General features: G+C 63.1%; 21 protein-coding genes, 1 tRNA gene and 1 pseudogene. 10 read left to right on the top strand and 13 right to left on the bottom strand.

The genetic code is table 11. From position 1 onward, the window contains the following. The 6 genes from JQ611_RS39510 to JQ611_RS39535 form a co-directional block, all read right to left on the bottom strand. Positions 1-206: ATP-binding cassette domain-containing protein (locus tag JQ611_RS39510; protein ID WP_212468611.1), on the bottom strand; the 206-nt coding region annotated here is incomplete at its 3' end. Continuing rightward, positions 206-1162 carry a branched-chain amino acid ABC transporter permease gene (locus JQ611_RS39515; protein ID WP_212468612.1) on the bottom strand — a complete coding sequence of 319 codons (957 nt, stop codon included), beginning with the start codon at positions 1160-1162 and terminating at the stop codon, positions 206-208. The genes JQ611_RS39510 and JQ611_RS39515, both read right to left, overlap by 1 nt. Further along, positions 1162-2061, bottom strand: a complete 900-nt coding sequence (locus tag JQ611_RS39520) for a branched-chain amino acid ABC transporter permease (protein ID WP_212468613.1) — start codon at positions 2059-2061, stop codon at positions 1162-1164. Before JQ611_RS39520 ends, JQ611_RS39515 begins: the two co-directional genes overlap by 1 nt. Positions 2062-2114: 53 nt before the next feature. Next, complete coding sequence (locus tag JQ611_RS39525; RefSeq protein ID WP_212468614.1) at positions 2115-3416, bottom strand: ABC transporter substrate-binding protein; 1302 nt, start codon at positions 3414-3416, stop codon at positions 2115-2117. Between the two features lie 1027 nt (positions 3417-4443). Further along, the gene (locus tag JQ611_RS39530) at positions 4444-5067 is read right to left on the bottom strand and encodes an ABC transporter ATP-binding protein (protein ID WP_249133828.1); all 624 of its coding nucleotides are present in this window, start codon (positions 5065-5067) and stop codon (positions 4444-4446) included. Further along, entirely contained in the window at positions 5064-5729 is a 666-nt protein-coding gene (locus JQ611_RS39535; RefSeq protein WP_212468615.1) for an ABC transporter ATP-binding protein, read from the bottom strand. Before JQ611_RS39535 ends, JQ611_RS39530 begins: the two co-directional genes overlap by 4 nt. 29 nt (positions 5730-5758) lie before the next feature. Between JQ611_RS39535 and JQ611_RS39540 the strand changes: the two genes are divergently transcribed. The 7 genes and pseudogenes from JQ611_RS39540 to JQ611_RS43225 form a co-directional block, all read left to right on the top strand. Further along, positions 5759-6670: a LysR family transcriptional regulator gene (locus JQ611_RS39540; protein WP_212035899.1), complete on the top strand. Its 912-nt coding sequence runs from the start codon at positions 5759-5761 to the stop codon at positions 6668-6670. A 131-nt stretch (positions 6671-6801) separates the two neighbouring features. Beyond that, positions 6802-7959 (top strand): ABC transporter substrate-binding protein, encoded by a 1158-nt coding sequence (locus JQ611_RS39545; protein ID WP_212035898.1) that lies wholly within the window; start codon positions 6802-6804, stop codon positions 7957-7959. Between the two features lie 131 nt (positions 7960-8090). Further along, positions 8091-9089, top strand: coding sequence for an ABC transporter ATP-binding protein (locus JQ611_RS39550; RefSeq protein ID WP_212468616.1), 999 nt, complete (start codon positions 8091-8093; stop codon positions 9087-9089). Then, positions 9086-10054 carry an ABC transporter permease gene (locus JQ611_RS39555; RefSeq protein WP_212035896.1) on the top strand — a complete coding sequence of 323 codons (969 nt, stop codon included), beginning with the start codon at positions 9086-9088 and terminating at the stop codon, positions 10052-10054. Before JQ611_RS39550 ends, JQ611_RS39555 begins: the two co-directional genes overlap by 4 nt. Then, on the top strand, positions 10044-10859 hold the full coding sequence (locus tag JQ611_RS39560) for an ABC transporter permease (RefSeq protein ID WP_212468617.1): 816 nt from the start codon (positions 10044-10046) through the stop codon (positions 10857-10859). Before JQ611_RS39555 ends, JQ611_RS39560 begins: the two co-directional genes overlap by 11 nt. Positions 10860-10883: 24 nt before the next feature. Beyond that, positions 10884-12311, top strand: a complete 1428-nt coding sequence (locus JQ611_RS39565; protein ID WP_212035894.1) for a gamma-aminobutyraldehyde dehydrogenase — start codon at positions 10884-10886, stop codon at positions 12309-12311. Between the two features lie 105 nt (positions 12312-12416). Next, positions 12417-12540 (top strand): annotated as a pseudogene (locus tag JQ611_RS43225) (aminotransferase class III-fold pyridoxal phosphate-dependent enzyme); the annotation flags it as partial. A 187-nt stretch (positions 12541-12727) separates the two neighbouring features. On the opposite strand, the gene JQ611_RS39570 reads toward JQ611_RS43225, so the two are convergent. After that, positions 12728-12802 (bottom strand) — tRNA-Gln (locus JQ611_RS39570). Positions 12803-13183: 381 nt separating this feature from the next. Here JQ611_RS39570 and JQ611_RS39575 point away from each other — a divergent pair. Both JQ611_RS39575 and JQ611_RS39580 read left to right on the top strand, forming a co-directional pair. Beyond that, positions 13184-14965, top strand: a complete 1782-nt coding sequence (locus JQ611_RS39575; protein ID WP_212468618.1) for an acyl-CoA dehydrogenase — start codon at positions 13184-13186, stop codon at positions 14963-14965. Between the two features lie 68 nt (positions 14966-15033). After that, positions 15034-16215, top strand: coding sequence for a MalY/PatB family protein (locus JQ611_RS39580; protein WP_212468619.1), 1182 nt, complete (start codon positions 15034-15036; stop codon positions 16213-16215). Between the two features lie 15 nt (positions 16216-16230). On the opposite strand, the gene JQ611_RS39585 is transcribed toward JQ611_RS39580, so the two are convergent. The 6 genes from JQ611_RS39585 to paoA all read right to left on the bottom strand — a co-directional run bounded on the left by JQ611_RS39585 (position 16231) and on the right by paoA (position 23092). Beyond that, the gene (locus tag JQ611_RS39585; protein ID WP_212468620.1) at positions 16231-17304 is read right to left on the bottom strand and encodes a hypothetical protein; all 1074 of its coding nucleotides are present in this window, start codon (positions 17302-17304) and stop codon (positions 16231-16233) included. A 421-nt stretch (positions 17305-17725) separates the two neighbouring features. Beyond that, positions 17726-18718, bottom strand: coding sequence for an aldo/keto reductase (locus JQ611_RS39590; protein ID WP_212468621.1), 993 nt, complete (start codon positions 18716-18718; stop codon positions 17726-17728). A gap of 27 nt (positions 18719-18745) precedes the next feature. Continuing rightward, positions 18746-19141: a cupin domain-containing protein gene (locus tag JQ611_RS39595; RefSeq protein WP_192735096.1), complete on the bottom strand. Its 396-nt coding sequence runs from the start codon at positions 19139-19141 to the stop codon at positions 18746-18748. 133 nt (positions 19142-19274) lie between these two features. Beyond that, the gene (paoC, locus tag JQ611_RS39600; RefSeq protein ID WP_212468622.1) at positions 19275-21479 is read right to left on the bottom strand and encodes an aldehyde oxidoreductase molybdenum-binding subunit PaoC; all 2205 of its coding nucleotides are present in this window, start codon (positions 21477-21479) and stop codon (positions 19275-19277) included. A 3-nt stretch (positions 21480-21482) separates the two neighbouring features. Beyond that, a complete protein-coding gene (locus JQ611_RS39605; protein ID WP_212468623.1) occupies positions 21483-22433 on the bottom strand; it encodes a xanthine dehydrogenase family protein subunit M in 951 nt (316 codons plus the stop codon). After that, positions 22430-23092, bottom strand: a complete 663-nt coding sequence (paoA, locus tag JQ611_RS39610; RefSeq protein ID WP_212468624.1) for an aldehyde dehydrogenase iron-sulfur subunit PaoA — start codon at positions 23090-23092, stop codon at positions 22430-22432. The genes JQ611_RS39605 and paoA overlap by 4 nt, the downstream gene beginning before the upstream one ends. 188 nt (positions 23093-23280) lie before the next feature. On the opposite strand from paoA, the gene JQ611_RS39615 reads away from it, so the two are divergent. Beyond that, on the top strand, positions 23281-24174 hold the full coding sequence (locus tag JQ611_RS39615) for a LysR family transcriptional regulator (RefSeq protein WP_212263180.1): 894 nt from the start codon (positions 23281-23283) through the stop codon (positions 24172-24174). The last annotated feature ends 10 nt before the right edge of the window (positions 24175-24184 follow it).

Genomic DNA, 24184 nt, shown 5'->3' on the forward strand with positions numbered 1-24184 from the left:
ATGTCGTGGCCGAGAAAGCTTACGGTGCCAGCTTGCGGCCGCAGATAACCCGTCGATATGTTGAGAAACGTGGTTTTGCCCGCCCCGTTGGGCCCAATGATGGCGAGGTTTTCGCCTTCGAGGACGTCGAGATCGATTCCATCGGCGGCAATGACTCCGCCGAACCGGATCTTGATGTTCTTTGCGGAAAGCAGGACGTTGGCCATCAATGCCCTCCCCGCCTGGATTGACCGTAGCGCTGCCGGAGGCCGATCAGGCCGTTCGGCGCGTAAAGGATGATGACGATTAGCACGACGCCGAGAATGAGCTGCCAGGAGTCCGCCAGGTGCGCCGCGGCGTAGAACCGCACGCATTCGAACATCGCAGCACCCGCAAACGCGCCGAATGCATGGGCGCCGCCGCCGAGGATCGCGATGAACACGAACTCGCCCGACTTGGTCCAGAAGCCGAACTCGGGCGTAGCGATCTGCTGGATGATCGATACCAGCGTACCGCCAATGCCGCCTAGAAATGCGGAGATCACGTAGCCGATGAGCAGTACGCGCCGCGCCGACATACCAAGATATTCGAGCCTAGTTTCGTTAGATTTCATTGCCCGCAACATGTGACCGAGCGGGCTATCGAGATAGCGTTGCACGCCGTAGAACGCAGCAATCGCGACCAAAAGGCTCACGTAGAGAATAACGTATTGGAACGTCTCCGGCGTGAACGAAAATCCAAACAAGCCAGGACGGGCGACCCGGATGCCGTCGGCGCCGTTAGTGTAGTGGAACATTTTCTCGAGCAGCGACCACAACACCATGGAGAATGCCAGGTTCAGCATTCCGAAGAAAATTTCCCGGTAGCGAACCACGAACAGGCCGACGATCAGGCCAAAAACGGTAGAGGTTATGCCTCCTAGCGCGAGAAAGATCAGGATATCGCCGCCGCCGATGTACTTGCCCCAGAATGCCGCGGTGTAGGCGCCGGTGGCGAAGAACATCGCGTGTCCGAACGATACTTGTCCCGCCTGCAGCAACAGGACGATGCCGAGCACCACGATGCCCTTGGCGAGAATGAGCGCGAATAACGTCGCCCAGCTCGCGACGAAGAGCGGCAGTACCGCGCTGGCCAGAAAGAAGATGATCGCGACTGCCGTGATCGGCTTGATACGGCCCGCCATCAGATTTTTCTCACCTGCACCGCACCGAACAGTCCGAACGGACGCACCAGAAGCACCAGCACCATCAGCAGATAGGGTACGAGAACTTCGAACTCCGGCTGCAGATAGATGACGAAGGCGCGCGTCAAACCGATCATGAGCGCCGTAAGGGCGGTGCCCTCGATCTGCCCCAGACCCGCAGTGGCTGCCACCGCGAAAGAGAGCACGATCATGTCGGCGCCCATGCCGGGCACCAGCGATGTGGTCGGCGAAGCAAGCGCGCCGCCGAGCGCCGCCAGGCTCGCCCCGATGATGAACGTAATAGAGTAGACGCGTTGGGCGTCGATGCCGATGGCGGTTGACGCCTCCCGATCCTCGGTGACTGCCAGAATCACGGCTCCCGCAAGGGTTTTCCGCAGGAAGTAACGCAGTCCGAACAGCGTCGCGACTGCCACGCCCGGAAGCAGGATGACCTGGTAGGACGTATAGTTCACGCCGAATACACTGATGTTCGGCAACAGCTTCAAGGGCTCAGCAGCGAAGATTGGCTGCACGCCCCAGATCAGACGCTGCAGATTGTCCATGATCATGAAGGCCGCGAAGGTGATCAGGAGCTGCAGCACGTCGTCCCGTCCGTAGAGCGGCCGCAACAGGAAACGCTCGATCAAACCACCGCACACGACGCCGATTACGATGGAGGCAACCAGCAGTGCGGGATAGGTAAGCCACGGCGACACCTGCGCAATCACGAGGCTGAACGTCGCGGCGAGATAGGCGCCAAAGGCGTAGAGCGAGCCGTGCGCGACATTCACCACGCGCAGCACACCGAAAATCAGGCTGAGCCCGACGGAAACCAGGAACACCAAGGCGGCGTAACTGATCCCGTCAAGGACGGCCAGTATGGCGAGAGTCGAATTCATGGAGACCTTCAAGAAAGCCGTCCTCCGGGCGAAACCGGAGAACGTGATCGGGACTACTGCTTGAAAGTCGGAACGTCCATCTTCACGAATTCCGGCTTGAGCGTCTTCAGCCACTCGACCGAGCGCACGCCAGCCGGATTGGTGATCACCTTCGGATCAAAGATCATCATGTTGTCGAGCAGTTTGAAGTCATAGCCCGGGAAAGACTTGGTGACGCCGACGAGCTGCGCTTCCAGACCCTGGTTGTCCTCTGGCCTCAGCGTGATCGGCCGACCGAAACCGGTCGCGAACTCGGTGCCGGAGGTTGCGTCTACGACCTGCTCCCGCGTCGGCCAGTTGCCGCCATTGGCCTTGATCGCCTTGTCATAGGCGGTCTGCAGCGCCGTGAAGGCCTGCGCCATGTGGTACACCGGGTAGATCGGCCAGGCGCCGGTCTTTGCTTTGAATGCCTCGGCAAAGGCCTTGAAAGCCGGATCGTTCTTCTTTTCGGGATGCAGGAACCAGTGGTCACCCCGCGCCCCAACGATCAGGCCTTCCGGGAGATCCTTGCCCAATCGCTGGATCGAAGATTCGCCGATGCCCAACACGAAGGTCGATTGTTGCAGCAGGCCGCGTTGACCGGCCTGCCGGACCAGCGTGTCGAGATCGCCGCCCCAGGAGGTGGTCAAAACGACATCCGGCCGCAATGCCAGCAGGCGCGAAACTTCGGTGGAATAGTCAGGCGCGCCGAACTTCGGAAAAAGTTCCGCCACCACCTGAACGTCGGGCTTCATCGCCTTCAGTGCGGTGGAGAAGATCTCCCAGCTTTCGCGGCCCCACGCGTAGTCCTGATTGACGACCGCGATGGTCTTGAAGTCGGGCTTTGTCTTAAGGAGATAGACGAGCACCGCCAGCATCTCCGGCGTGCCGTTAGCCTGGGTGCGGAAATTGTAGCGATACTTCTTCGTCTCCAGAATTGAAGCTGCGCCGCAATCCCACATGAAGTTCATGACCTTGAGGTCTTCGGCGACCGGGACAAGTTGATTGCAGCTCCCCGAGGAGATGGAGGCGAAAGTCGCGTCGACCTTTTCATCCTGAACCATGCGCCGGTAGTTCGAGACCAACGCCTCGCCGCCAGCGCCTTCATCGATGAAAGACAGTCTTACCGGTACGCCGCCGATGCCTCCCTTCTTATTGAGGTCTTCTGCGATCATCTCGGCCGCGGCCTTTGCCGGTACGCCGAATACGGAAGCCGGTCCCGACAGGAAAGTGGTGATACCGATCTTGATTTCCTGAGGTTTGGTTTGCGCAAGCGCTGCGTTCGTAAGCGTTGCGATAGCAATAACGGCCGCAACCGTAGCCTTCAAGCAATGCATTGAATCTCCCCTTTTTTAAACTTGCGTTGACCGGGCGGCCATCGCGATTTTTCTTGCCGCGACGCTACTTATAATTTTGGAAAATTGCCAGCACTTACTAGTTGCCGGTGGCGCCGCAGGAAGGCTTTCTGCCGCTTGACAGTTCTCATCATGAGATTGGTCCAGCATGCACATGAAGCTTACCGATCGTACCACTAGCCCGCACTCGGAGGGGTTAGCGACTGCGACACGCGGAATGCGTCGCTTCGCCACGTATGCCTGTGGAAGAGAAGCGACGGATCTGAAGGGGGTGGTTGCACTAGCCTTCAATGCGAATGCGCTGTCGCATCATCCCCTGTGATACCTTGCCGCGCCATCCGATAGATCGTTCGACAAAATGGAGACCTAGTTAATTTGATGTCCCGTTGTCGGCTCCTGCAAGAAGAGCCGCCATCGCATAGCCCACCGTCGTCAAGCGGTTTGAACCGGTCCAACATTCACTGCCATCCCCACCGTCCAGTGGCGATCGAACCAGTCTCCGCCGATCATCTCCACGAAAACGGGAATTTCGGCGGTTTGGGCTGGAGACTTCCGGCAATTTCTCGCCAAGGTTGCTTTTTTCCGGAGACCAGAGACTCGGGGCAACCGCACAAAAAGCCTATAAAATGCGGTACTTTTGAACAATATGAGCACACTCTCTCTGGTTGAGCGAGTGGCTGGCTGCCTTGGGAGGGATCGAACTCAGACATTCCCGATTGAGTTTCGGCCTTTGAAATATCTAGAGAATTTCGCCTCGAAAGCCTCTTTTCCACGCCCGGAGACTTTTCGGCCTTCTTGCAACCGAAGTGGGAGCCTGGAGACTACCGCGAAAAACGAATTAGTGCCGTTTTTCGAGCACTGGATGGCACACGTGGCAGTCTGCTTTCGTCCAAGAAGCGGACGCTGTTTCACGAAACCGCTAGGTTCCCTATGTGCCCCCAATAGCAGACATTGACGCGCCACAATTAGCTTGGCGGGCCCTCGATCTCACCTCTTTCAATGGTGAGCGTCACGCTGCAAATGTCTCGAGCAGCTTTGGATTCGACTCGGTGATCAGCAGCGTAATGTCCTTGTCCTGCGAACGAAGCCGCCGGAGTGCTTCCGCGTATCGCTGCGCCAAGACAGGCGCGAGACCCTGAAATGGCTCATCCAGGATAAGCAGCCGGGTACCAAGCATAAGCGCCCGGCCAAGCGCCACCATCTTGCCTTGTCCGCCCGAGACCGATCCCGCCGGACGATTGGCAAGCTCTTTGAGTTCCGGCAGCACCGAATAGGCTCGCTCCAGCCGCCGTCGCGTCTCGTCCGGATTCAGCTTGGCGACACGACCGGGAAGCAGGATATTTTCTTCCACGGTGAAGGCGGAAAACAGACGCCGGTCCTCAGGCGCGTAGCCAAGACCCAGCGATGGCCGGCGATGCGGCGCGATCGGTCCAAGATCTTCGCCGCCCAGACGAACGGTGCCGCTCGCCTTCGTGAAGCCCATGATAGTGCGCACGGTCGTGGTCTTGCCGGCGCCGTTTCGCCCGATAAGCGCAGCGCTCACGCCGGGCAGCAGCGAGAAACTCACATTGCGCAACACAGGCGCGTCCGCAATCGCGACGTTGACATTCTCGAAACTCAGCATCGGTTTCATATCCCGATCACCTGTTCACGAACCTTCGGGTCAGCCAGAACCTCCGCCGGCGTGCCGACCTTCTGGATCTTGCCGACATTCCACACGGCGACCCTGCTGGCGTAGCGCTCTACCATGTCCATGTCGTGCTCGACGAAGACTGATGTAACTTTCTCCTTTGCGAGCGCCGTAGTGAGAATGTCCATAATGGCCAGCTTCTCGGACGACGCAACGCCCGAGGTCGGCTCGTCCATCAGCAGGAGCTTAGGCTTCAGCGCGAGCGCGAGCGCGATATCGACAAGCTTGCGTTGTCCCTCGGGCAGCTCTCGCGCTGTTCGTTCGGCGTACAACTTGACACCGACGAGATCCAGCAGCCGCTCCATTTCCGTCACTTCCGGCATGCGCGAAAGAGCCTGGAATCCGGACGGGCGTCCTCGCAGGGAGGCGGCCGCGATCAGCATATTCTCCATCACGGTCTGATCGAGGAACAGCTGTGGAATCTGGAAGGCGCGGGCGATGCCGAGCTTGGTGATCGTGCGCGGAAGCTGCGCTGTAATGTCGTGGCCGAGAAAGCTTACGGTGCCAGCTTGCGGCCGCAGATAACCCGTCGATATGTTGAGAAACGTGGTTTTGCCCGCCCCGTTGGGCCCAATGATGGTTTGGCCCGCGGCTCCCGCTTTCATCCGCTGCTAAATTGGTGCTTAGTTCCGTCATGGCGTTTACGATCAGACAGCTCCAGTTCTTTGTCGCGGTGGCCGAGACCGGCACGGTTTCCCATGCCGCGCAGGCGCTGTCGATCTCGCAATCGTCGGTCACCGAGGCGATCAAGGAGCTGGAGGCCGATCTCAACGTCAAGCTGTTCGAGCGGCATCCGCGCGGCCTGTCCATCACCCACACCGGCCATCAGTTCCTGCGCCACGCGACGCGCATCCTGACCGACATCTCCGATGCACGCAGGACCTTCTCCGAGCAGGCTGCGAACCGCGGCGGCCGCCTGCAGCTCGGCGTCACCTCGCTGGTCGCCGGCTACGTGCTCTCGGATCTCCTGGCGCGCTATCGCCGCGCGTTTCCGTCGGTCGAGGTCCACGCCATCGAAGACAACGGCGACTATCTCGAGCACCTCCTGATCGGCGGCGAGCTGGATGTCGCCGTCATGGTGGTGTCGAACCTGCGCGACCGCCTCGCCATCGACGCCGAGATCGTCGAAGTCTCGCCCTATCGCTTGTGGCTGCCGCTCGGACATCCACTTGCAAGCGCCGACAGCATCGCGCTTGCCGACATTCTCTCCGAGCCCCTGATCATGCTGACCATCGACGAGGTGGAGGAGAATACCGGCAAACTGCTCGCCGCCTTCGGCACCCGCCCCAAGATTGCTTTCCGCACGCGATCCGTCGAGGCGGTGCGCAGCCTGGTCGCCACGGGCGCCGGCCTCGCCCTGCTGCCCGATCTCGTCTACCGGCCCTGGTCGCTGGAAGGCGATCGCATCGAATCGCGCGACGTCTCCGGCTCCCTGCCGGTCGTTCAAATCGGCATGACGTGGCGGCGCGGGTCAGGTCTCACGCAAAACGCACGCGATTTCATAGGCATAGCGCAGGCCCAGCGGGGCGCAAGGCAGCGGCCATGACGGCCCGCTATCGGAAAAAGCGAAACCGGCCCCCTGACAAATGAATTTGCGAAAGGTTGCGTTTACCGACACGCTCGGTGCGAGGACCGTGCTGCCTCGAACATGCAGCCGTCTGGACCTGGGAGGTGTTGATGAAGTCGAAACTCGCACTGCTGAGCGGCGTGACGTTGGCGCTGGCGTTTGCGCATCCATCCGCGGCGCAAATCAAGGAAATCGGGAAGGCCGAAGGGCAACTCACCATCGTCGCCTGGCCGGGCTATATCGAGCGCGGTGAGACCGACAAGAAGTTCGATTGGGTCACAAAGTTCGAACAAGCTTCCGGTTGCAAGGTCAATGTAAAGACCGCCAACACCTCCGACGAGATGGTGGCGTTGATGAATGAAGGCGGCTTCGACCTCGTCACCGCATCGGGCGATGCCTCATTGCGGCTCGTTGCCGGCAAGCGGGTGCAGCCGATCAACATCAGCCTCATCAAGAGCTGGGGAACGATCGACGATCGCCTCAAGAAGGCGCCCTGGCACACGGTCGACGGCGTGCAGTACGGCGTTCCCTACATGTGGGGGCCGAACGTGCTGATGTACAACACCAAGGTCTTCAAGGACCCACCGAAGAGCTGGAAGGTGGTGTTCGAGGAGATGGCGCTGCCGGACGGCAAACCGAACAAGGGGCGCGTCCAGGCCTATGACGGCCCCATCCACATCGCAGACGCGGCGCTCTATCTCATGACGCACAAGCCCGATCTTGGCATCAAGAGCCCCTATGAGCTGACCGAAGCGCAGTACAAGGCCGCGCTCGAACTGTTGCGCGCCCAGCGCAAGCTGGTCGGCCGCTACTGGCACGATGCCTTCATCCAGATCGACGATTTCAAGAACGAAGGCGTCGTCGCGTCGGGCTCGTGGCCATTCCAGGTCAACCTGCTCAAGAGCCAGAACCAACCGATCGCATCGGTGGTCCCGGACGAGGGTGTCACCGGGTGGGCCGACACGACCATGATGCACGTCGACTCAAAGAATCCGAACTGCTCCTACATGTGGATTGAGCATTCGCTGGCATCCAACCTGCAGAGCGACCTCTCGGCCTGGTTCGGAGCCAATCCGGCGGTCCCGGCGGCGTGCACGGACGGACGCGGCATGCAGACCAAGGAGGGTTGCTCGACCAACGGCTTCGACAACTTCTCGAAGGTTCGCTTCTGGACGACGCCGACGACGAAATGCGCGACGCAGGGCGACAAGTGCGTGCCCTACTATCGCTGGGTGTCGGACTATATCGGCGTCATCGGCGGGCGCTGAAGCCTGACGCCGCGGAGCAAATTCCGCGGCAAAGGTGGCCAGGCGCGACGACCCCTTGAGGGTTGCCGCCACTGGCCAACGACGGGCGCCGTGCGCCGAGCGCCGGATCATACGAGCAACGCGGGCAAAGCATGATCGCCGCCGTTTCATTCGAGAACGTATCGCGCCATTTCGGCAGCGTTAAAGCGGTCGACCAGGTCGACCTCGTGGTGCAGCCCGGCGAGTTCTTCGCCATGCTCGGGCCGTCCGGGTCGGGCAAGACCACCTGCCTTCGCCTCATCGCCGGTTTCGAACAGCCGACTACGGGCGCCATTTCGATCTTCGGCGAACGTGCCGAGGGCGTTCCGCCGTATCGGCGCAACGTCAACACCGTGTTCCAGGACTACGCCCTGTTCCCGCACATGAACGTGCTGGACAATGTGGCCTACGGACTGAAGGTGAAAGGTGTCCCCCGGACAGAGCGGATCCGGACTGCGGAGGACGCGCTGGCGCTGGTCCGCCTGCCGGGCTACGGCACGCGCAAGCCCGGGCAGCTCTCCGGCGGGCAACGCCAGCGTGTTGCGCTGGCGCGTGCCCTCGTCAACCGGCCCAAGGTGCTGCTGCTGGACGAACCGCTTGGCGCGCTCGACCTGAAACTGCGCGAGAACATGCAGGAAGAGCTGAAGGCGCTGCAGAAAACGCTCGGGATCACGTTCATCTTCGTGACGCATGACCAGGGCGAAGCGCTGTCGATGGCGGATCGCGTCGCCGTCTTCAACGACGGCCGCATCATGCAGGTGGGCACGCCGCAGGACATCTACGCCCGCCCGGCCTCGCGGTTCGTGGCCGATTTCGTCGGCTCCTCCAATGTCGTGCCGCCGGATTTCGTCAAACGCCATTGCCAGCGCGACGGCTGGGGCAGCCTGAGGCCGGAGGCGATCCGCGTCAGCACCGAGACCAACGGCACGGGCATCCCGGCGCGCGTGGTGTCGGTGAGCTATACCGGCGCGGCGACGCGGCTCGGACTGGACGCCGAAGGATTGCGACTGCACGCGACGGTACCGGTCGGCGCGACCGTGCCGGAGCAGGGAGCGGACGTTGTGCTTTCCTTTGGCGCCAACGCGCTGCATGTGATGGAGGCCGACGCATGAGCGATACGGTTGCGCTGAGCGATCGGAGCGCGCCGGCGGTCCTCACCGCGCGCAACGGCGTGCTGGGCGCCCTGTCCGATCTGTTCTGGCGCAAGCCGAAGCTCTTGCTGTTTCTGATGCTGCTGCCACCGGTTCTGTGGCTCGGCATCGTCTACCTCGGCTCGCTGTTTGCGCTGCTGCTGCAGAGCTTCTTCTCGATCGATGAATATTCGGGGATGATCAAGCGTGAGTTCACGCTGAAGACCTACGGCGAACTGCTGCAGCCTTCCAACCTGGACATCATAATTCGCACCGTCGTGATGGCCACGCTGGTGACAATCGCATCCGCCATCGTCGCGTTTCCGATCGCCTATTATGCGGCCCGCTATGCCCGCGGCAAGTGGAAGGCATTGTTCTATCTCGCAATCATGCTGCCGCTGTGGTCGAGCTATCTGGTCAAGGTCTATGCCTGGAAGCTCATCCTCTCCAAGGAAGGCATTCTCAACTGGGCGCTTGCAAAGCTGCACCTGACGGGCCTGCTCGAGGCCTGGCTGGCGCTGCCGATCGTCGGCGGCAACTCGTTGTCGGTGTCGTCCACGGGCACGTTCATCGTATTCGTCTATGTCTGGCTGCCGTTCATGATCCTGCCGATCCAGGCGTCACTCGAGCGCATTCCCGTGAGCCTGATCGAGGCGTCGGCTGATCTGGGAGCCTCGCCAGGGCAGAGTTTCTGGAACGTGATCTTCCCGCTGGCGCTGCCGGGCGTCGCCGCAGGATCGATCTTTACGTTCTCGCTTACGCTTGGCGACTACATCATTCCGAAAATCATAGGCACCTCGCATTTGTTCATCGGGCAGGCCGTCTACGCCCATCAGGGAACGGCCGGAAACATCCCGCTCGCCGCCGCATTCACCGTCGTGCCGATCGTGGTCATGGGCCTCTATCTGTGGATGGCCAAGCGCATGGGGGCGTTCGATGCGATCTGATCGCGAAGCATCCGCGCCGTTCGGGCTGAAGCTGGCGGCCGCCGGCGGCCTTTTGTTCCTGCACGTGCCGATCCTCCTGATCTTCGTGTACGCGTTCACCACCGAAGACAAAACCTATCAATGGCCGCCGCCCGGCTTCACGACACAGTGGCTCGCGGTAACCTGGAATCGGCCCGACGTCTGGGAGGCGCTGACGGCGTCCGTGAAAGTCGCGGCGATCGCAACCCTGATCGCGCTCGTGCTCGGAACATTGTGCGCTGCTGCGGTGAGCGGTTCGCGCTTTTTCGGCCGCGAGGTCATTTCGCTCCTGATCATACTGCCAATCGCATTGCCCGGCATCATCACCGGCATCTCGTTGCGGTCCGCCTTCTCGCTGATGGATATTCCGTTCTCGACGTGGACCATCGTGCTCGGCCACGCCACGTTCTGCGTGGTCGTCGTCTACAACAACGCGGTCGCGCGCTTCCGCCGCACGGCCGGCTCGCTGATCGAGGCATCGTACGATCTCGGCGCCGACGGCTTTCAGACTTTTCGCCATGTCGTCCTGCCGAATATCGGCACCGCGCTGCTCGCGGGCGGGATGCTGGCGTTTGCGCTGTCGTTCGACGAGGTGATCGTCACCACCTTCACGGCCGGGCAGCAACAGACACTGCCGATCTGGATGCTGGAAGAACTGGTGCGGCCGCGTCAGCGGCCGGTCACGAACGTGGTGGCGATGGTCGTGGTGCTCGTGACGCTGTTCCCGATCATCGCCGCCTACTACCTGACGCGCGAGGGCGATCAAGTCTCGGGCGCGGGCAAATAAAAAATGCAGGAAGGAGACTGGGCCATGGATATGTCGATGCTGATCGGCTCGAAGCTGGAAAAGGGAACCGAAACCGAAGAGCCGATCTTCAATCCGCGCACTGGAGAGACGGTGCTGCAGATGCCCGAGGCCTCGCTGCAGCAGATCGAGGCGGCAGTCGACTCCGCCGAGAAAGCGTTTGCGACCTGGTCGCGCACGACACCTGCGCAGCGCTCGGCCTATCTCCTGCGCATCGCCGACCGTATCGAGGCGGAGGCCAGCGAGTTTGCCAGGCTCGAGGCGCTCAACTGCGGCAAGCCGATCAACGCCGTGCTCAACGACGAACTGCCGGCGATCGTCGACTGCTACCGGTTCTTCGCCGGCGCAGTCCGTACCATGCCCGGGGCAATCGCCGGGGAATATCTCGCAGGCTTCACCTCGATGATCCGCCGCGACCCGATCGGCATCGTCGCATCCATCGCGCCGTGGAACTATCCGCTGATGATGATGGCCTGGAAGCTCGCGCCGGCCATCGCCGGGGGCAACACGGTGGTGTTCAAGCCATCCGAGCAGACGCCGCTGACGGCGCTCAAACTGGCCAGGGTGCTGGCAGACATCCTGCCCGAAGGCGTGGTCAACGTCGTGCTCGGGCGCGGCGACACGGTCGGCAACGCGCTCATCAACCACCCCAAGGTCAACATGATCTCGATCACGGGCGACGTCGCAACCGGCAAGAAGGTATTGCAGGCGGCGGCAAAGTCGGTGAAGCGCACCCATCTGGAGCTTGGCGGCAAGGCGCCCGTCATCGTTTTCGACGATGCCGATCTCGCAGCGGTGGTGACCGGATTGCGCGCCTTCGGTTACTACAATGCCGGCCAGGATTGCACGGCCGCATGCCGCATCTATGCCGGCAAGGGGATTTACGAGAAGCTGGTTGCGGATCTCTCGTCGGCCGTTTCAACGATCAAGTACGATCGCGCGGACGACACCGAAAACGAGATTGGCCCCTTGATCTCGCAGCGTCAGCTCTATCGTGTCGCAAGCTTTGTCGAGCGTGCGTCGGAACTCAAACATATCTCCGTCACGACCGGCGGCAAGGTCGGCGGGGGCAACGGCTTCTACTACCAGCCGACCGTCGTCGCGGGCGCATTGCAAAACGACGAGATCGTGCGGCGTGAAGTTTTCGGGCCGGTGGTGTCGGTCACCCGGTTCACGGATGTCGATGATGCGGTCGCCTGGGCCAATGACAGCGACTATGGGCTCGCCTCGTCGGTATGGACAAAGGACGTGGGACGCGCGATGGCGACGGCGGCCCGGCTGCAATACGGCTGCACCTGGATCAACACGCATTTCATGCTGACCAACGAGATGCCGCATGGCGGGGTCAAACAATCGGGTTACGGCAAGGACATGTCGCTCTACGCATTGGAAGACTACACGGCCGTGCGCCATGTCATGGTCGCGCACGGGTAGTGGCACGGTTTGTTCTGCCTTGGGCGCGCACCACCGCCTGGAGGCGGCCGTGCTCCTGATGGCAGCCTGGTCTCGTTGGAAGGCGGGCTGTGCTGTCGCATCGTCGGCGGCATTGCCGTTGTCAACACGGGCACCGGCACCCAGGAGTTATGGCTGCCGTCAAGCGCAGCTCGATCGCTTCACGCACACCTGCCACCAGGTCCGGCCCTGTGAGAACTATGTCAGGCTCACCTGTCTCCCCCAATCGTCTCCACGAAAACGGGAATTTTTGCGGTTTGCGCTGGAGACTTTCGGCAAATTCTCGCCAAGGTTGCCGTTTTCTGGAGACTAGAGACTTTGGACAACCGCACAAAAAACCTATAAAATGCGGTACTTTCAACCAATACGGGCCCACCCTCTCTGGTTGAGCGACTGGCTGGCTGGGGCGGGAGGGATCGAACCTCCGAATGGCGGAATCAAAATCCGCTGCCTTACCGCTTGGCTACGCCCCAACAGGCCGGGAACACGGCAGGAAACCCGCTGCGGATTCCCTCCGGCAACGTGGGTCTATAGGGAGAAGTGAGCCATTTCAACCGGCTAGAGCATGATCCGAAAGGGCATGCCCCGCACGGGATGCGCCGTGGGCACCCGTTTTCCGGAAAGATCACGCTCAAACAAATGGATAGGCTTCGGATTCGGGCCTAAATCGGCTCCGGAAACACGACCCTCTATAATAGGCCTGACGGTTCGTCCGATGTGGACGCCCCGGGCTCGCGATGGCCTCAAACCGCCCGCCTCGCCATGCCGGCCCTCCCGCCCATCGGAGAGTTGAGAGAAGGCCGGTTTCGTGGGAAGACGACCCCCCGCTTTCCCGACTGAGGCGAGTAACCGACATGACCTACCGCGCGCCGATCAACGACATCCTGCTTGCCCTCAACCATGGCGCCGGCCTCAAGCCCGCTGTGCAGGCCGGTCATTACGGCGATTTCGACGGCGATATTACCGCAGCCGTGCTGGAGGAAGCCGGCAAATTCGCTTCCGACGTGCTGGCGCCCTTGAACACGGTGGGCGACGAACACGGTATCAAGCTCGCCGACAACAAGGTGACGACCGCGCCCGGCTGGCCGGATGCGTACCAGCGCTGGATCGCGGGCGGATGGAACGCGGTGTCGGGCCCGGAAGATTTCGGTGGCCAGGGCCTGCCGCTGGCGATCAACGCCGCCTGCACCGAAATCTGGAGCGCGTCGAACATCGCGTTCGGCCTCTGCCCGCTCTTGACGCTGTCGGCGATCGAGGCGCTCGACGCCCATGGCAGCGAGGAGCTGAAAAAGATCTATCTGGAAAAACTGGTGTCGGGTGAATGGACCGGCACCATGCAGCTGACTGAACCCCAAGCGGGCTCCGACGTCGGCGCGCTGCGCACCCGCGCCGAACGCGCACCTGACGGCAGCTATCGCATCAATGGCACAAAGATCTTCATCACCTATGGCGACCACGACATGACCGATAACATCGTGCATTTCGTGCTGGCACGTTTGCCCGATGCGCCCGCGGGCACCAAAGGTATCTCGCTCTTTCTTATTCCAAAGTTCCTCGTCAATGCCGACGGCTCGCTCGGCGCGCAGAACGACATCTATCCGAGCGGCGTCGAGCACAAGCTCGGCATGCATGCTTCGCCAACCTGCACCATGACGATGGGCGATAAGGGCGGCGCGATCGGTTATTTGATCGGCGAAGAAAATCGCGGCATGCTCTGCATGTTCACGATGATGAACCAGGCCCGCCTCGGCGTCGGCCTCGAGGGCGTCGGCATCGCCGACCGCGCCTATCAGCAGGCGCTGGCCTATGCGCAGGAGCGCCGCCAGGGCCGCGCCGTCGGCTCCAAGGGCGACGGGATGGACGCGATTATCGTGCATCCGGACGTCAAGCGCATGTTGCTGCAGATGCGCGCCATGACGGCAGCCGCGCGTACGATTTGCTACGCCACCGCGGTGGCGCTCGATGTCTCGGTGCGCGCCAAGGATGCCAAGGTGCGCGCCGACGCCGCTGCCCGCGGCGCGCTGCTGACGCCGATTGCAAAAGCCTTCTCCACCGATATCGGCAATGAGGTGGCCTATCTCGGCGTGCAGGTTCACGGCGGCATGGGCTTCATCGAGGAAACCGGCGCCGCCCAGCATTATCGCGACGCCCGCATCACCTCGATTTATGAAGGCACCAACGGCATCCAGTCGATCGACCTCGTCACGCGAAAACTCGCTGCCAATGGCGGTGCGTCGGTCTGGGCCCTGATCGACGAGCTCTCCGGCATCGTCAAGCAGGTGGAAGCTTCCAACGATCCGGCCTTCGGCACCACGGGGGCAAAACTGCGCGACGCGCTCGGCTCGCTCGAGCGCTCCAGCAAATGGTTGCTGGAGAAGGTCGCCTCCGCGCCGAACGACGCGCTCGCGGGTGCGACACCCTACTTGCGGCTGTTCGGCTCGACGCTCGGCGGCTGCATGCTGGCCGGCGAGGCGCTCGCCGCCAAGAGCAATGGCGAGGCCGGCGATCCGCATCGATACGTCACGCTGGCGAGGTTCTTTGCCGAAAACATTTCGGTGCAGGCCACCTCGCTGGAGAAGACCGTCATCGACAGCGCCGACGCCGTCAACGGCGCGGATGCCGTGCTGCTGGCTTAGGACATCTCACCATCCAACCAGGCGCATCAGGCGCCGCAAGAGCTACCAACCCAGGAGCCACTGTCCCGATGTTTGATTTCGATCGCGTTATTAATCGCCGCGGCACGCACGCGTCGAAATGGGACATGATGGCCAAGAATTCGGGGATCACGGCAGCGGACGGAATTCCGATGTGGGTCGCCGACATGGATTTTGCGGCGCCCCCCGGCGTCACGGAAGCATTGTCCACACTCGTTACCCGCGGCGTCCACGGTTACTATGCCGACACCGGCAGCTGGGCGGCAGCGCTCGCCGAATGGATGGCGCGCCGGCATGATCTCGCGATCGACCCGGCCTGGGTCAGCCCGACGCCCGGTGTCGTCTCGGGCCTCGGTCTGATCCTGCAGGCCGTCACCGAGGTGGGCGATGAGGTCGTGCTGTTTCCACCGGCCTATCACGCCTTCCGCAAGATCATTCTCGCCAATGAGCGACGCATCCTCGACGCGCAGCTGGTCCTGCGTCAGGGCCGCTACGAGATGGATCTTGATGCGCTGGGAAAACAACTCACGCCGCGAACCAAAATCGTGTTCTTCTGCAGCCCGCACAATCCGGGCGGCACCGTGTGGTCGATCGAGGAGATCCGTGAGCTCGCCGCCTTCTGTGCCGAACGCAATCTGATTCTGGTTTCCGACGAGATCCATTGCGACCTGCTGCTGGGCGGCGTCAAACACACGCCGACGCTGTCGGCCGCCCCCGAGATCGCCGATCGCCTGATCACCACCCTCGCCGCGACCAAGACCTTCAATCTCGCCGGCGCCCATGTCGGCGCCTGCGTCACCTCGAACCCGGTTTTGAAGGCGCGGATCGACGCGCGAATCGCGGCAAGCGGGCTCGCCTCCTACAACGCCTTTGGCATGATCGCGACCGAGGCGGCCTGGCGAACCGGCGAGGCCTGGCTCGATGCGCTGCTGCCCTATCTCGCCGGCAACCGCGATACGCTCACTGCACGAATAGAGAAAGCCGCGCCCGGCGCACGCTCGATGCAGCTTGATGCCACATATCTCGCCTGGGTCGATTTCTCCGGAACGGGACTAGCGGCTGCGGACGTTGCCGCACGCGTCAAGGATCGCGCACGGATCTTTGCCAGCCCCGGCGAGCAGTTTGGGCCCGGCGGCGAAACCTGGCTGCGCTTCAACTTCGCCACGCCACGTCCGATTCTCACCGAGGCGCTCGATCGGCTCGACGACGCCTTTCGAGACCTCCGAGCTTAAGCTGCGGATGCGGTCTTAACGCAGCGGCATCGGCGGCCGCGGCACCGACGCCAACTCCGGATCGCTCAGCGTTTCAGCGCTGGTTGGTGATTGCGCCTCAAGCTGTCGCGGCACGTAAGGTGCCGAAGTCGCTGACAACGGCGCGGCGGCGGCCGATGGCATGGCTTGCTGCCGGACCGGCCGCGGCTGCCCGGGCGGCGGAGCCGGCGTCCGCGGTGGCGCTATCGCGGCGACTGGCCGCGGCGGCGCCGGCGGTTTTTTGGCTTGCACGTTTTGCGCGGCAGATTTCTCCGAAACCATTGCCACGAGCTGCTGCTGGCTGGCCTTGAGCTGCTCGATGCTGGCCTTGAGCTGTTCGATCTCCCGGCTTGCGCTGGCCAGATCGCGCGCCATCGTCTCGAGCGATTGCGACTGATCAGGCGCGGCGGCGGCCGGCGGGGCTGCAGCGGCTGGCGCCGCTGTCGCAGCGACCTCCGCTGCAGCCGGCGCAGCAGCAGCTTGCGCTGCAGCTGGCGCCTGGGGCGCCGGTTGACCCGGTGAAGTATTCGACGTGTCGACATCAGCGGCAGCCAGAACCGGCTGCGCGGTGAGCCCGGTTTTTTCCGGCGCCTGCGATGATTTCTGCCCGAACAGCGGCGCCCACTCCGCGATTACCTGTTGAGCCGCCTCGGCATGGTAATGCCAGGCCATGGCGGCCCCGCCGATACAGCCCGCCAGCAGCAGCGCCGTGACGGCACGCATGGCGCGCCTCGCCATCGACGACCTCGGCCGGCGGCGGCTGTTGATCAGGGCATCTTCGACGGCGGCTGCGCGAAACGTGATTTCATCGACGGCGATTGCGCGAAACGTGGCGTCGACCGGCGGCACCGCTGCGCCGTCCCGGAAGACCGGCTCGATGTGAGGCTGCGGACCCGAAGGTGCGCGCACGGGATCCGGCGCCGGGCCGGAAAATTCTTCTTCCGCGGGCGCGACCCTGACGGGATCTGATGCGACCCTGACGGCATCGGGTACGACCCTGACGGCATCGGGTGCGACCACGAGGATATCGTGCGGATCATCGGTTGGCTTCGGTTTCTGCATCGATTGCATCGGCGCTCCGTACTCCATCCAATGTCGCCTGCGCCCCAAGAGCCTGTCCCAAGCTTTTTGCCTAAGACCCTGCCCAAGATTTACCCCAAGAGCGACCGGCGGATTTGCGTGAGATCGACGACTTCCAGCCCCCAGAATTCCCCCACACGTCGTTCCCCTTACCCCATTCCGGTTTGACCAAAGCAAGGCAGTACCATGGAGAGGTTGCGGCCGAGGGAACTTGTCAGGTGACAAAGGCGCGCCTGCCTGTGCCACACCCGACTGCGCTCTCCGTCGTCATTGCGAGCTAACGGGTCGCGCGAATGCGCGCCCGATGACAGGCTCCGCGAAGCAATCCATCTCGCCTCGCGAAGGACAGATGGATTGCTGCGTCGCCGGCGCTCCTCGCAATGTGGATACGGACGTCGCTGAAGCCCGATTCTCAGCGGCCTACCAGCTGCTGCAGATGTTCCGGGTACCGCGCGCCCTGCACCGCGACGGCAGAGATCGCACGCTCGATCTCGCCGAGATCGCCTGATGTGAGCGTCACCGCCGCCGCGCCGGTGTTCTCATCCAGCCGATGCAGCTTGGTGGTGCCGGGGATCGGAACGATCCACGGCTTCTGCGCCAGCAGCCAGGCGAGCGCGATCTGCGCCGACGTCGCCTTTTTGCCTGCGGCGATTTTGCCGAGCAGGTCGACCAAGGCCTGGTTCGCTTTTCGCGCTTCCGGCGAGAACCGCGGCACCACGTTGCGGAAGTCTGATTTGTCGAACGTCGTCGTCTCGCTGATCGCGCCCGTGAGGAACCCCTTGCCGAGCGGGCTGAAGGGAACGAAGCCGATGCCGAGTTCTTCGAGCGTCGGCACGATCACCTCTTCAGGTTCGCGCCACCACAGCGAATACTCGCTCTGAAGTGCGGCGACCGGTTGCACGGCATGGGCACGCCGGATCGTCGGCGCGGCGGCCTCGGAGAGTCCAAAGTGCCTGACCTTGCCTTCGCGAATGAGATCCTTGACCGCACCCGCCACATCCTCGATCGGCACGTTGGGATCGACGCGGTGCTGATAGAACAGATCGATGACGTTGGTCCTGAGCCGCTTCAGCGAAGCCTCCGCCACTTGCTTGATGTGCTCCGGCCGGCTGCTCAGACCGCTCTGCGCGCCCGTCTTCGGATCGATGTCGAAACCGAATTTGGTGGCGATCACGACCTGGTCGCGGACCGGCGCCAGCGCCTCGCCGACCAGTTCCTCCGACGTGAACGGTCCATACACTTCGGCGGTGTCGAAAAACGTCACACCGCGCTCGACGGCGGCGCGGATCAGCGCGATTCCCGCCTGCTTTTCGACCGCCGGGCCATAGCCGAAGCTGAGTCCCATGCAGCCGAGCCCGATCGCCGAGACTTCGAGGCCGCTCTTACCAAGTTTACGCTTCTGCACTCTCTTCTTCTCCAATTGTTCGACAAATCATCGCGCGTACTGTTCGTCGCTGACCTTTTCCATCCAGTCGACGGTCTTGCCGTCGAGCGCTTCCTGAATCGCCAGATGCGTCATCGCCGTCGTGGGTCCCGCGCCGTGCCAGTGCTTCTCGCCGGGCGGAAACCAGACTACGTCGCCGGGGCGGATCTCCTCGATCCGCCCGCCCCAGTGCTGCACCAGGCCAAAGCCTGACGTGACGACCAGGGTCTGTCCGAGCGGATGGGTGTGCCACGCGGTGCGCGCGCCGGGCTCGAAGGTGACGCTGGCGCCAACCACGCGTGCCGGTTCGGTCGCCTTGAACAGCGGATCGACGCGGACGGTACCGGTGAAATAATCTGAAGGTCCCTTGCCGGACGGCTGCGAGCCGCTTCGTTTGATGTCCATGGTACTGATCCTTCGTGGTGGTGTTACCGGCGCGTTTGCGCCAGCAGCTCCCGCTGCCAGCACGGCAAGGCCGCCACCGGCTGCAAGCATGCGTCTGCGCGTGATCATCGCGGTCGGTGCGCGGGCTCGGCGCTCATGCCACTTCCGGCAGCCGGGCAAGCAGCTTGTCGAGCGTGATCGGATAATCGCGCACCCGCACACCGGTCGCGTTGTAGATCGCGTTGGCGATGGCGGCACCGACGCCGCAGATGCCGAGTTCGCCGACGCCCTTGGCCTTCATCGGCGACGACATCGGGTCGGTCTCGTCGAGGAAGATCACGTCCTGATGCGGAATGTCGGCATGCACCGGCACTTCGTAGCCGGCGAGGTCATGGTTGACGAAGAAACCGCCGCGCTTGTCGACCGCCAGTTCTTCCATCAGCGCGGCACCGGCGCCCATCGTCATCGCGCCGATCACCTGGCTGCGCGCCGATTTGGGGTTGAGGATGCGGCCCGCGGCACACACCGCCAGCATTCGGCGCACCCGAATTTCGGCGGTCGCGGCATCGACGCCAACCTCGACGAAATGCGCGCCGAAGGTCGATTGCTGATACTTCTTGCCGAGATCGCCGAACTCCATCACATCCTCGGCCACGATGCCGCTCTCGCCCGCGGCCTGCGCCAGCGGCACGCTGCGATTGCCCGAACGCACCTGCCCGTCGGCGAAATCTGCCTCGGTGGAATTGAACCCGAGCTTCTGCGCCACGGCCTCGCGCAGCTTGACGCACGCGGCGTAGACGCCTGACGTCGAGCTGTTGGCGCCCCATTGCCCGCCCGATCCGGCCGAAACCGGAAAGGCCGAATCGCCAAGGCGTACGATGATCTTGTCAAGCGGCAGGCCCATCATCTCGGCTGCGGTCTGCGCGATGATGGTGTAGGTGCCGGTGCCGATATCGGTCATGTCGGTCTCGACAACAACGACGCCGCGGTTGTCGAGCCGCACGCGCGCCGCCGATTTCATCACCGGATTGTTGCGGAAGGCAGCCGCCATGCCGATGCCGACCAGCCATCGCCCGTCGCGAACCTGCCCCGGCTGGCGATTGCGCTTGCTCCAGTCGAAGCGGTTGGCGCCGAGCCCCATGCACGCGATCAGCGGCCGGTGCGAATACGCCCGCTCCGGCTTTTCGGGATCGACCTGGGTGTCATTGAGGATGCGGAACTCGATCGGATCGAGCCCGAGCTTTTCCGCCATCTCGTCCATCGCGATCTCCAGCGCCATCATGCCGGGCGCCTCGCCTGGCGCACGCATCGCATTGCCTTCCGGCAGGTCGAGCACCGCAAGCCGCGTCGCCGTCATGCGGTTGGCGCCGGCATAGAGCAGCCGTGTCGCCTGCACCGCAGCCTCCGGCTTGCCGCCGGGCAGGTTGCCGGACCAGCCCTCATGGCCGATGGCCGTGATCTTGCCGTCCCTGGTCGCGCCGATACGGATGCGCTGGATCGTGGCCGGCCGATGCACGGTGTTGTTGAACATCATCGGGCGCGTCAGCGCCACCTTGACCGGCCGCCCGGCCGCGCGGGCGCCCAATGCCGCGAGCAGCGCATCGGCCCGCACGAACAGTTTGCCGCCGAACCCGCCGCCAATGAAGGGCGATATCAGGCGGACCTTGTCCTTGGGCATGCCGAGCGTCTTGGCCAGTTCGCCAACGCTCCAGTCGATCATCTGGTTTGAGGTCCACACGATCAGCTTGTCGCCGTCCCAGGCGGCCATCGAGGCGTGCGGTTCCATCATCGCATGGGCGTGATCGGGCGTGGTGTAGGTCGCGTCGAGCTGAACCGGTGCCGCGGCGAACGCACCGGCGAAATCGCCGACTGCGGTATCGGCCGGACCGCCGGTGATGCGCGCGGGCTTGCCGGAATCCTTGACCGCTGCGAGATCGTAGACGCCATCAGTCCTGACATAATCGACGCGGACCAGTTGCGCGGCGGCGCGGGCCTGCTCGAAGGTCTCCGCCACCACGAGCGCGATCGCCTGGTGATAATGCTCGATCTCGGGACCGCCGAGCAGCGTGGCGAAGTTGAGGTTGCCCTTGGCGAGCTTGCCGGCATTGTCAGCCGTGACGATGGCAAGCACGCCGGATGCTGTCTTGGCGGCTGTCAGATCCATCGAGGCGATCCGGCCCTTGGCAATCGCTGAACCGACCACATAGCCGCAGGCCGGGTTCGCGATGTTGTCGTGCCGCTCATAGGCATAGGGCGCAGTGCCCGTGGTCTTGAACGGACCATCGATGCGGTCCGCGGGCTTGCCGATGATCTTCAACTGGTCGATCGGGTTGGTGGTCGCCGGGGTTTCGAATTTCATGGTCTATCCCCTCGCCTCTGCCAGCACCGCGCCGAGCGTCCGCTCGGCCAGCAGCAGCTTGAAGGCGTTCTCATGGGTAGGTTTGGCGTCGGCGAGCAGTTTTGCCGTCACTGCTTTCGCGCCGCGCGGCAGTTCGGCCTCGGCGGCTTCGACGCGCCAGGGCTTGTGGGCGACGCCGCCGAGCGCGACGCGTCCGGAGCCGTCGCGCTGCACGATGGCCGCGACCGCGACCAGAGCGAACGCATAAGACGCGCGGTCACGCACCTTGCGATAGATCTGCTTGCCGCCAACGGGTTTCGGCAACGTCACGGCGGTGATCAGTTCGCCCGGCGCCAGTGAGGTCTCAACCTCAGGCGTATTGCCGGGCAGCCGGTGGAATTCCGCGATCGGAATTTTTCGCGCGGCTCCATCGGGCTGAATTGTTTCCACCGTGGCGTCGAGCGCGCGCATGGCCACCGCCATGTCGCTCGGATGGGTCGCGATGCACGCTTCGCTGGCGCCGATCACGGCGTGCTGACGGCTGAAGCCGCCGATCGCCGAACAGCCGCTGCCGGGCTGACGTTTGTTGCAGGGCTGGTTGGTGTCGTAGAAATAGGGGCAGCGGGTCCGCTGCAGCAGATTGCCCGCGGTCGTCGCCTTGTTGCGCAACTGGCCCGAAGCGCCGGCGAGCAGCGCGCGCGACAGCACGCCGTAATCGCGCCGCACCCGTTCGTCCGCGGCAAGATCGGTGTTGCGCACCAGCGCGCCAACCCGCAGTCCGCCATCGGCGGTCGGCTCGATCTTGTCGAGCCCGAGACGGTTGACGTCGATCAGATGCGCCGGCGTCTCGATTTCGAGCTTCATCAGGTCGAGCAGGTTGGTACCACCAGCGATGAATTTGGCGCCCTGCTGGCGCGCAGCCGCGGCGGCGGCCTCGGCCGGCGAATTGGCGCGCTCATAGGTAAAGGATCTCATGCCTGCCTCCCGGCGACTTCGCTGATGGCTTCGGCGATGTTGGAATAGGCGCCGCAGCGGCAGATGTTGCCGCTCATGCGCTCGCGCAATTCGGCATTGGTGAGTTGCGGGACTGCGTTCAGATCGGCGCTGACATGGCTCGGTATGCCGGCCTTGATCTCGTCGAGCACGGCGACCGCCGAGCAGATCTGCCCGGGCGTGCAATAGCCGCATTGATAGCCGTCATGCTTGACGAAGGCCGCCTGCATCGGGTGCATGTTCTCCGGCGTGCCAAGGCCCTCGATGGTGGTGACGCTTTCGCCCTCATGCATCACAGCCAGCGTCAGGCATGAATTGATCCTGCGGCCACCGACGATCACCGTGCATGCGCCGCACTGGCCGTGATCGCAGCCCTTCTTGGTGCCGGTGAAATGCAAATTCTCGCGCAAGGCATCGAGCAGCGTGGTCCTTGTATCGACCGCGAGCTCGCGCGCCTTGCCGTTCACGTTGAAGGACACTTTCGACATCACCGGGGCTCCGGAAACCGCAGGCTTCAGGGCGATCTCGGCCTTGGCCACGAAGGTCGACGTCGTCACCCCGAGAGCCGGCGCCGTGAGAGAAGCGGCGCCGACGACCAACAGGTCGCGCCGAGAGAATCTGAAATCACCGGGGCTTCGCATGCCATCAATCCCTTTTTGCCGCTTCGCTCGTTTTGCGCCCGCCTCGTCCACTAACGCCGATCATGACCCGGGGTTGCGCGCAGCCGACATCGCGCAGGTCACGACCGCGTGCCTTCAGGCATTTAACGGGTGCAACGCCGCCGGATTAGGCCTAATAATCGGCATGGACTTATGAAACAGGCTCATGAATGCTCGGCAAAAACACCAACGACCTCATGGCGTTCCTGGCCGTGGCGCGCGAACGCAGTTTTACGCGGGCGGCAGCACAGCTCGGGGTTTCGCAATCGGCGCTCAGTCACACCATTCGAGGACTGGAAGAGCGGCTCGGCTTGCGGTTGTTGACCCGCACCACCCGCAGCGTGGCAACGACCGAGGCCGGAGAGCGGCTGGTTCGGACGGTGGGCCCCAAGTTCGAGCAAATCGACTCCGAACTATCAGCGCTGACCGAGCTTCGGGAAAAACCCGCCGGTACCATCCGGATCACGGCCGGCGAGCATGCGGCCCTGGCCGTGCTCTGGCCTGCCTTGACGACGCTGCTGCCGCGTTACCCCGACATCAAGGTCGAGCTGACCATCGATTACGGCCTGACCGACATCGTCGCGGAGCGATACGACGCCGGCGTTCGTCTCGGTGAGCAAGTGGCCAAGGACATGATCGCCGTGCGCATCGGACCGGACTTCTGCATGACCGTGGTTGGCTCGCCCTCGTATTTCGAACGAAAGCCGAAGCCGAAGAAGCCGCAGGATCTTACGGCGCACGACTGCATCACTGTCCGCCTGCCGACATCAGGTGGAATCTACGCCTGGGAATTCGAGAAACGCGGTCGCGAAGTCAAGGTGCGCGTCGATGGGCAGCTGGTGTTCAACAGCATCCCGCTCCGGCTGAACGCGGTACTGGCGGGGCACGGCCTCGCCTATCTGCCCGAGGACCAAGTCAAGAAGCATCTCGCCGACGGCCGTCTCATCCGCGTGCTCGACGACTGGTGCGCGCCGTTTTCCGGGTATCACCTCTATTACCCGAGCCGCCGGCAACCCACGCCGGCGTTTGCAGTGCTGGTGGAGGCGCTGCGATACCGGGGGTGATGGGCAGCCG

Source organism: Bradyrhizobium sp. AUGA SZCCT0182, assembly GCF_018130185.1.
Taxonomy (GTDB): Bacteria; Pseudomonadota; Alphaproteobacteria; order Rhizobiales; family Xanthobacteraceae; genus Bradyrhizobium.

Coding starts and splice junctions, on each gene's coding strand:
- JQ611_RS39575 (WP_212468618.1), top strand. CDS start 13,184: ATGACCTACCGCGCGCCGATCAACGACATCCTGCTTGCCCTCAACCAT.
- paoC (WP_212468622.1), bottom strand. CDS start 21,479: ATGAAATTCGAAACCCCGGCGACCACCAACCCGATCGACCAGTTGAAG.
- JQ611_RS39555 (WP_212035896.1), top strand. CDS start 9,086: ATGAGCGATACGGTTGCGCTGAGCGATCGGAGCGCGCCGGCGGTCCTC.
- JQ611_RS39515 (WP_212468612.1), bottom strand. CDS start 1,162: ATGGCGGGCCGTATCAAGCCGATCACGGCAGTCGCGATCATCTTCTTT.
- JQ611_RS39535 (WP_212468615.1), bottom strand. CDS start 5,729: ATGAAAGCGGGAGCCGCGGGCCAAACCATCATTGGGCCCAACGGGGCG.
- JQ611_RS39530 (WP_249133828.1), bottom strand. CDS start 5,067: ATGAAACCGATGCTGAGTTTCGAGAATGTCAACGTCGCGATTGCGGAC.
- JQ611_RS39550 (WP_212468616.1), top strand. CDS start 8,091: ATGATCGCCGCCGTTTCATTCGAGAACGTATCGCGCCATTTCGGCAGC.
- JQ611_RS39520 (WP_212468613.1), bottom strand. CDS start 2,061: ATGAATTCGACTCTCGCCATACTGGCCGTCCTTGACGGGATCAGTTAC.
- JQ611_RS39560 (WP_212468617.1), top strand. CDS start 10,044: ATGCGATCTGATCGCGAAGCATCCGCGCCGTTCGGGCTGAAGCTGGCG.
- JQ611_RS39525 (WP_212468614.1), bottom strand. CDS start 3,416: ATGCATTGCTTGAAGGCTACGGTTGCGGCCGTTATTGCTATCGCAACG.
- JQ611_RS39565 (WP_212035894.1), top strand. CDS start 10,884: ATGGATATGTCGATGCTGATCGGCTCGAAGCTGGAAAAGGGAACCGAA.
- JQ611_RS39580 (WP_212468619.1), top strand. CDS start 15,034: ATGTTTGATTTCGATCGCGTTATTAATCGCCGCGGCACGCACGCGTCG.
- JQ611_RS39545 (WP_212035898.1), top strand. CDS start 6,802: ATGAAGTCGAAACTCGCACTGCTGAGCGGCGTGACGTTGGCGCTGGCG.
- JQ611_RS39615 (WP_212263180.1), top strand. CDS start 23,281: ATGCTCGGCAAAAACACCAACGACCTCATGGCGTTCCTGGCCGTGGCG.
- paoA (WP_212468624.1), bottom strand. CDS start 23,092: ATGCGAAGCCCCGGTGATTTCAGATTCTCTCGGCGCGACCTGTTGGTC.
- JQ611_RS39605 (WP_212468623.1), bottom strand. CDS start 22,433: ATGAGATCCTTTACCTATGAGCGCGCCAATTCGCCGGCCGAGGCCGCC.
- JQ611_RS39540 (WP_212035899.1), top strand. CDS start 5,759: ATGGCGTTTACGATCAGACAGCTCCAGTTCTTTGTCGCGGTGGCCGAG.
- JQ611_RS39595 (WP_192735096.1), bottom strand. CDS start 19,141: ATGGACATCAAACGAAGCGGCTCGCAGCCGTCCGGCAAGGGACCTTCA.
- JQ611_RS39585 (WP_212468620.1), bottom strand. CDS start 17,304: ATGCAATCGATGCAGAAACCGAAGCCAACCGATGATCCGCACGATATC.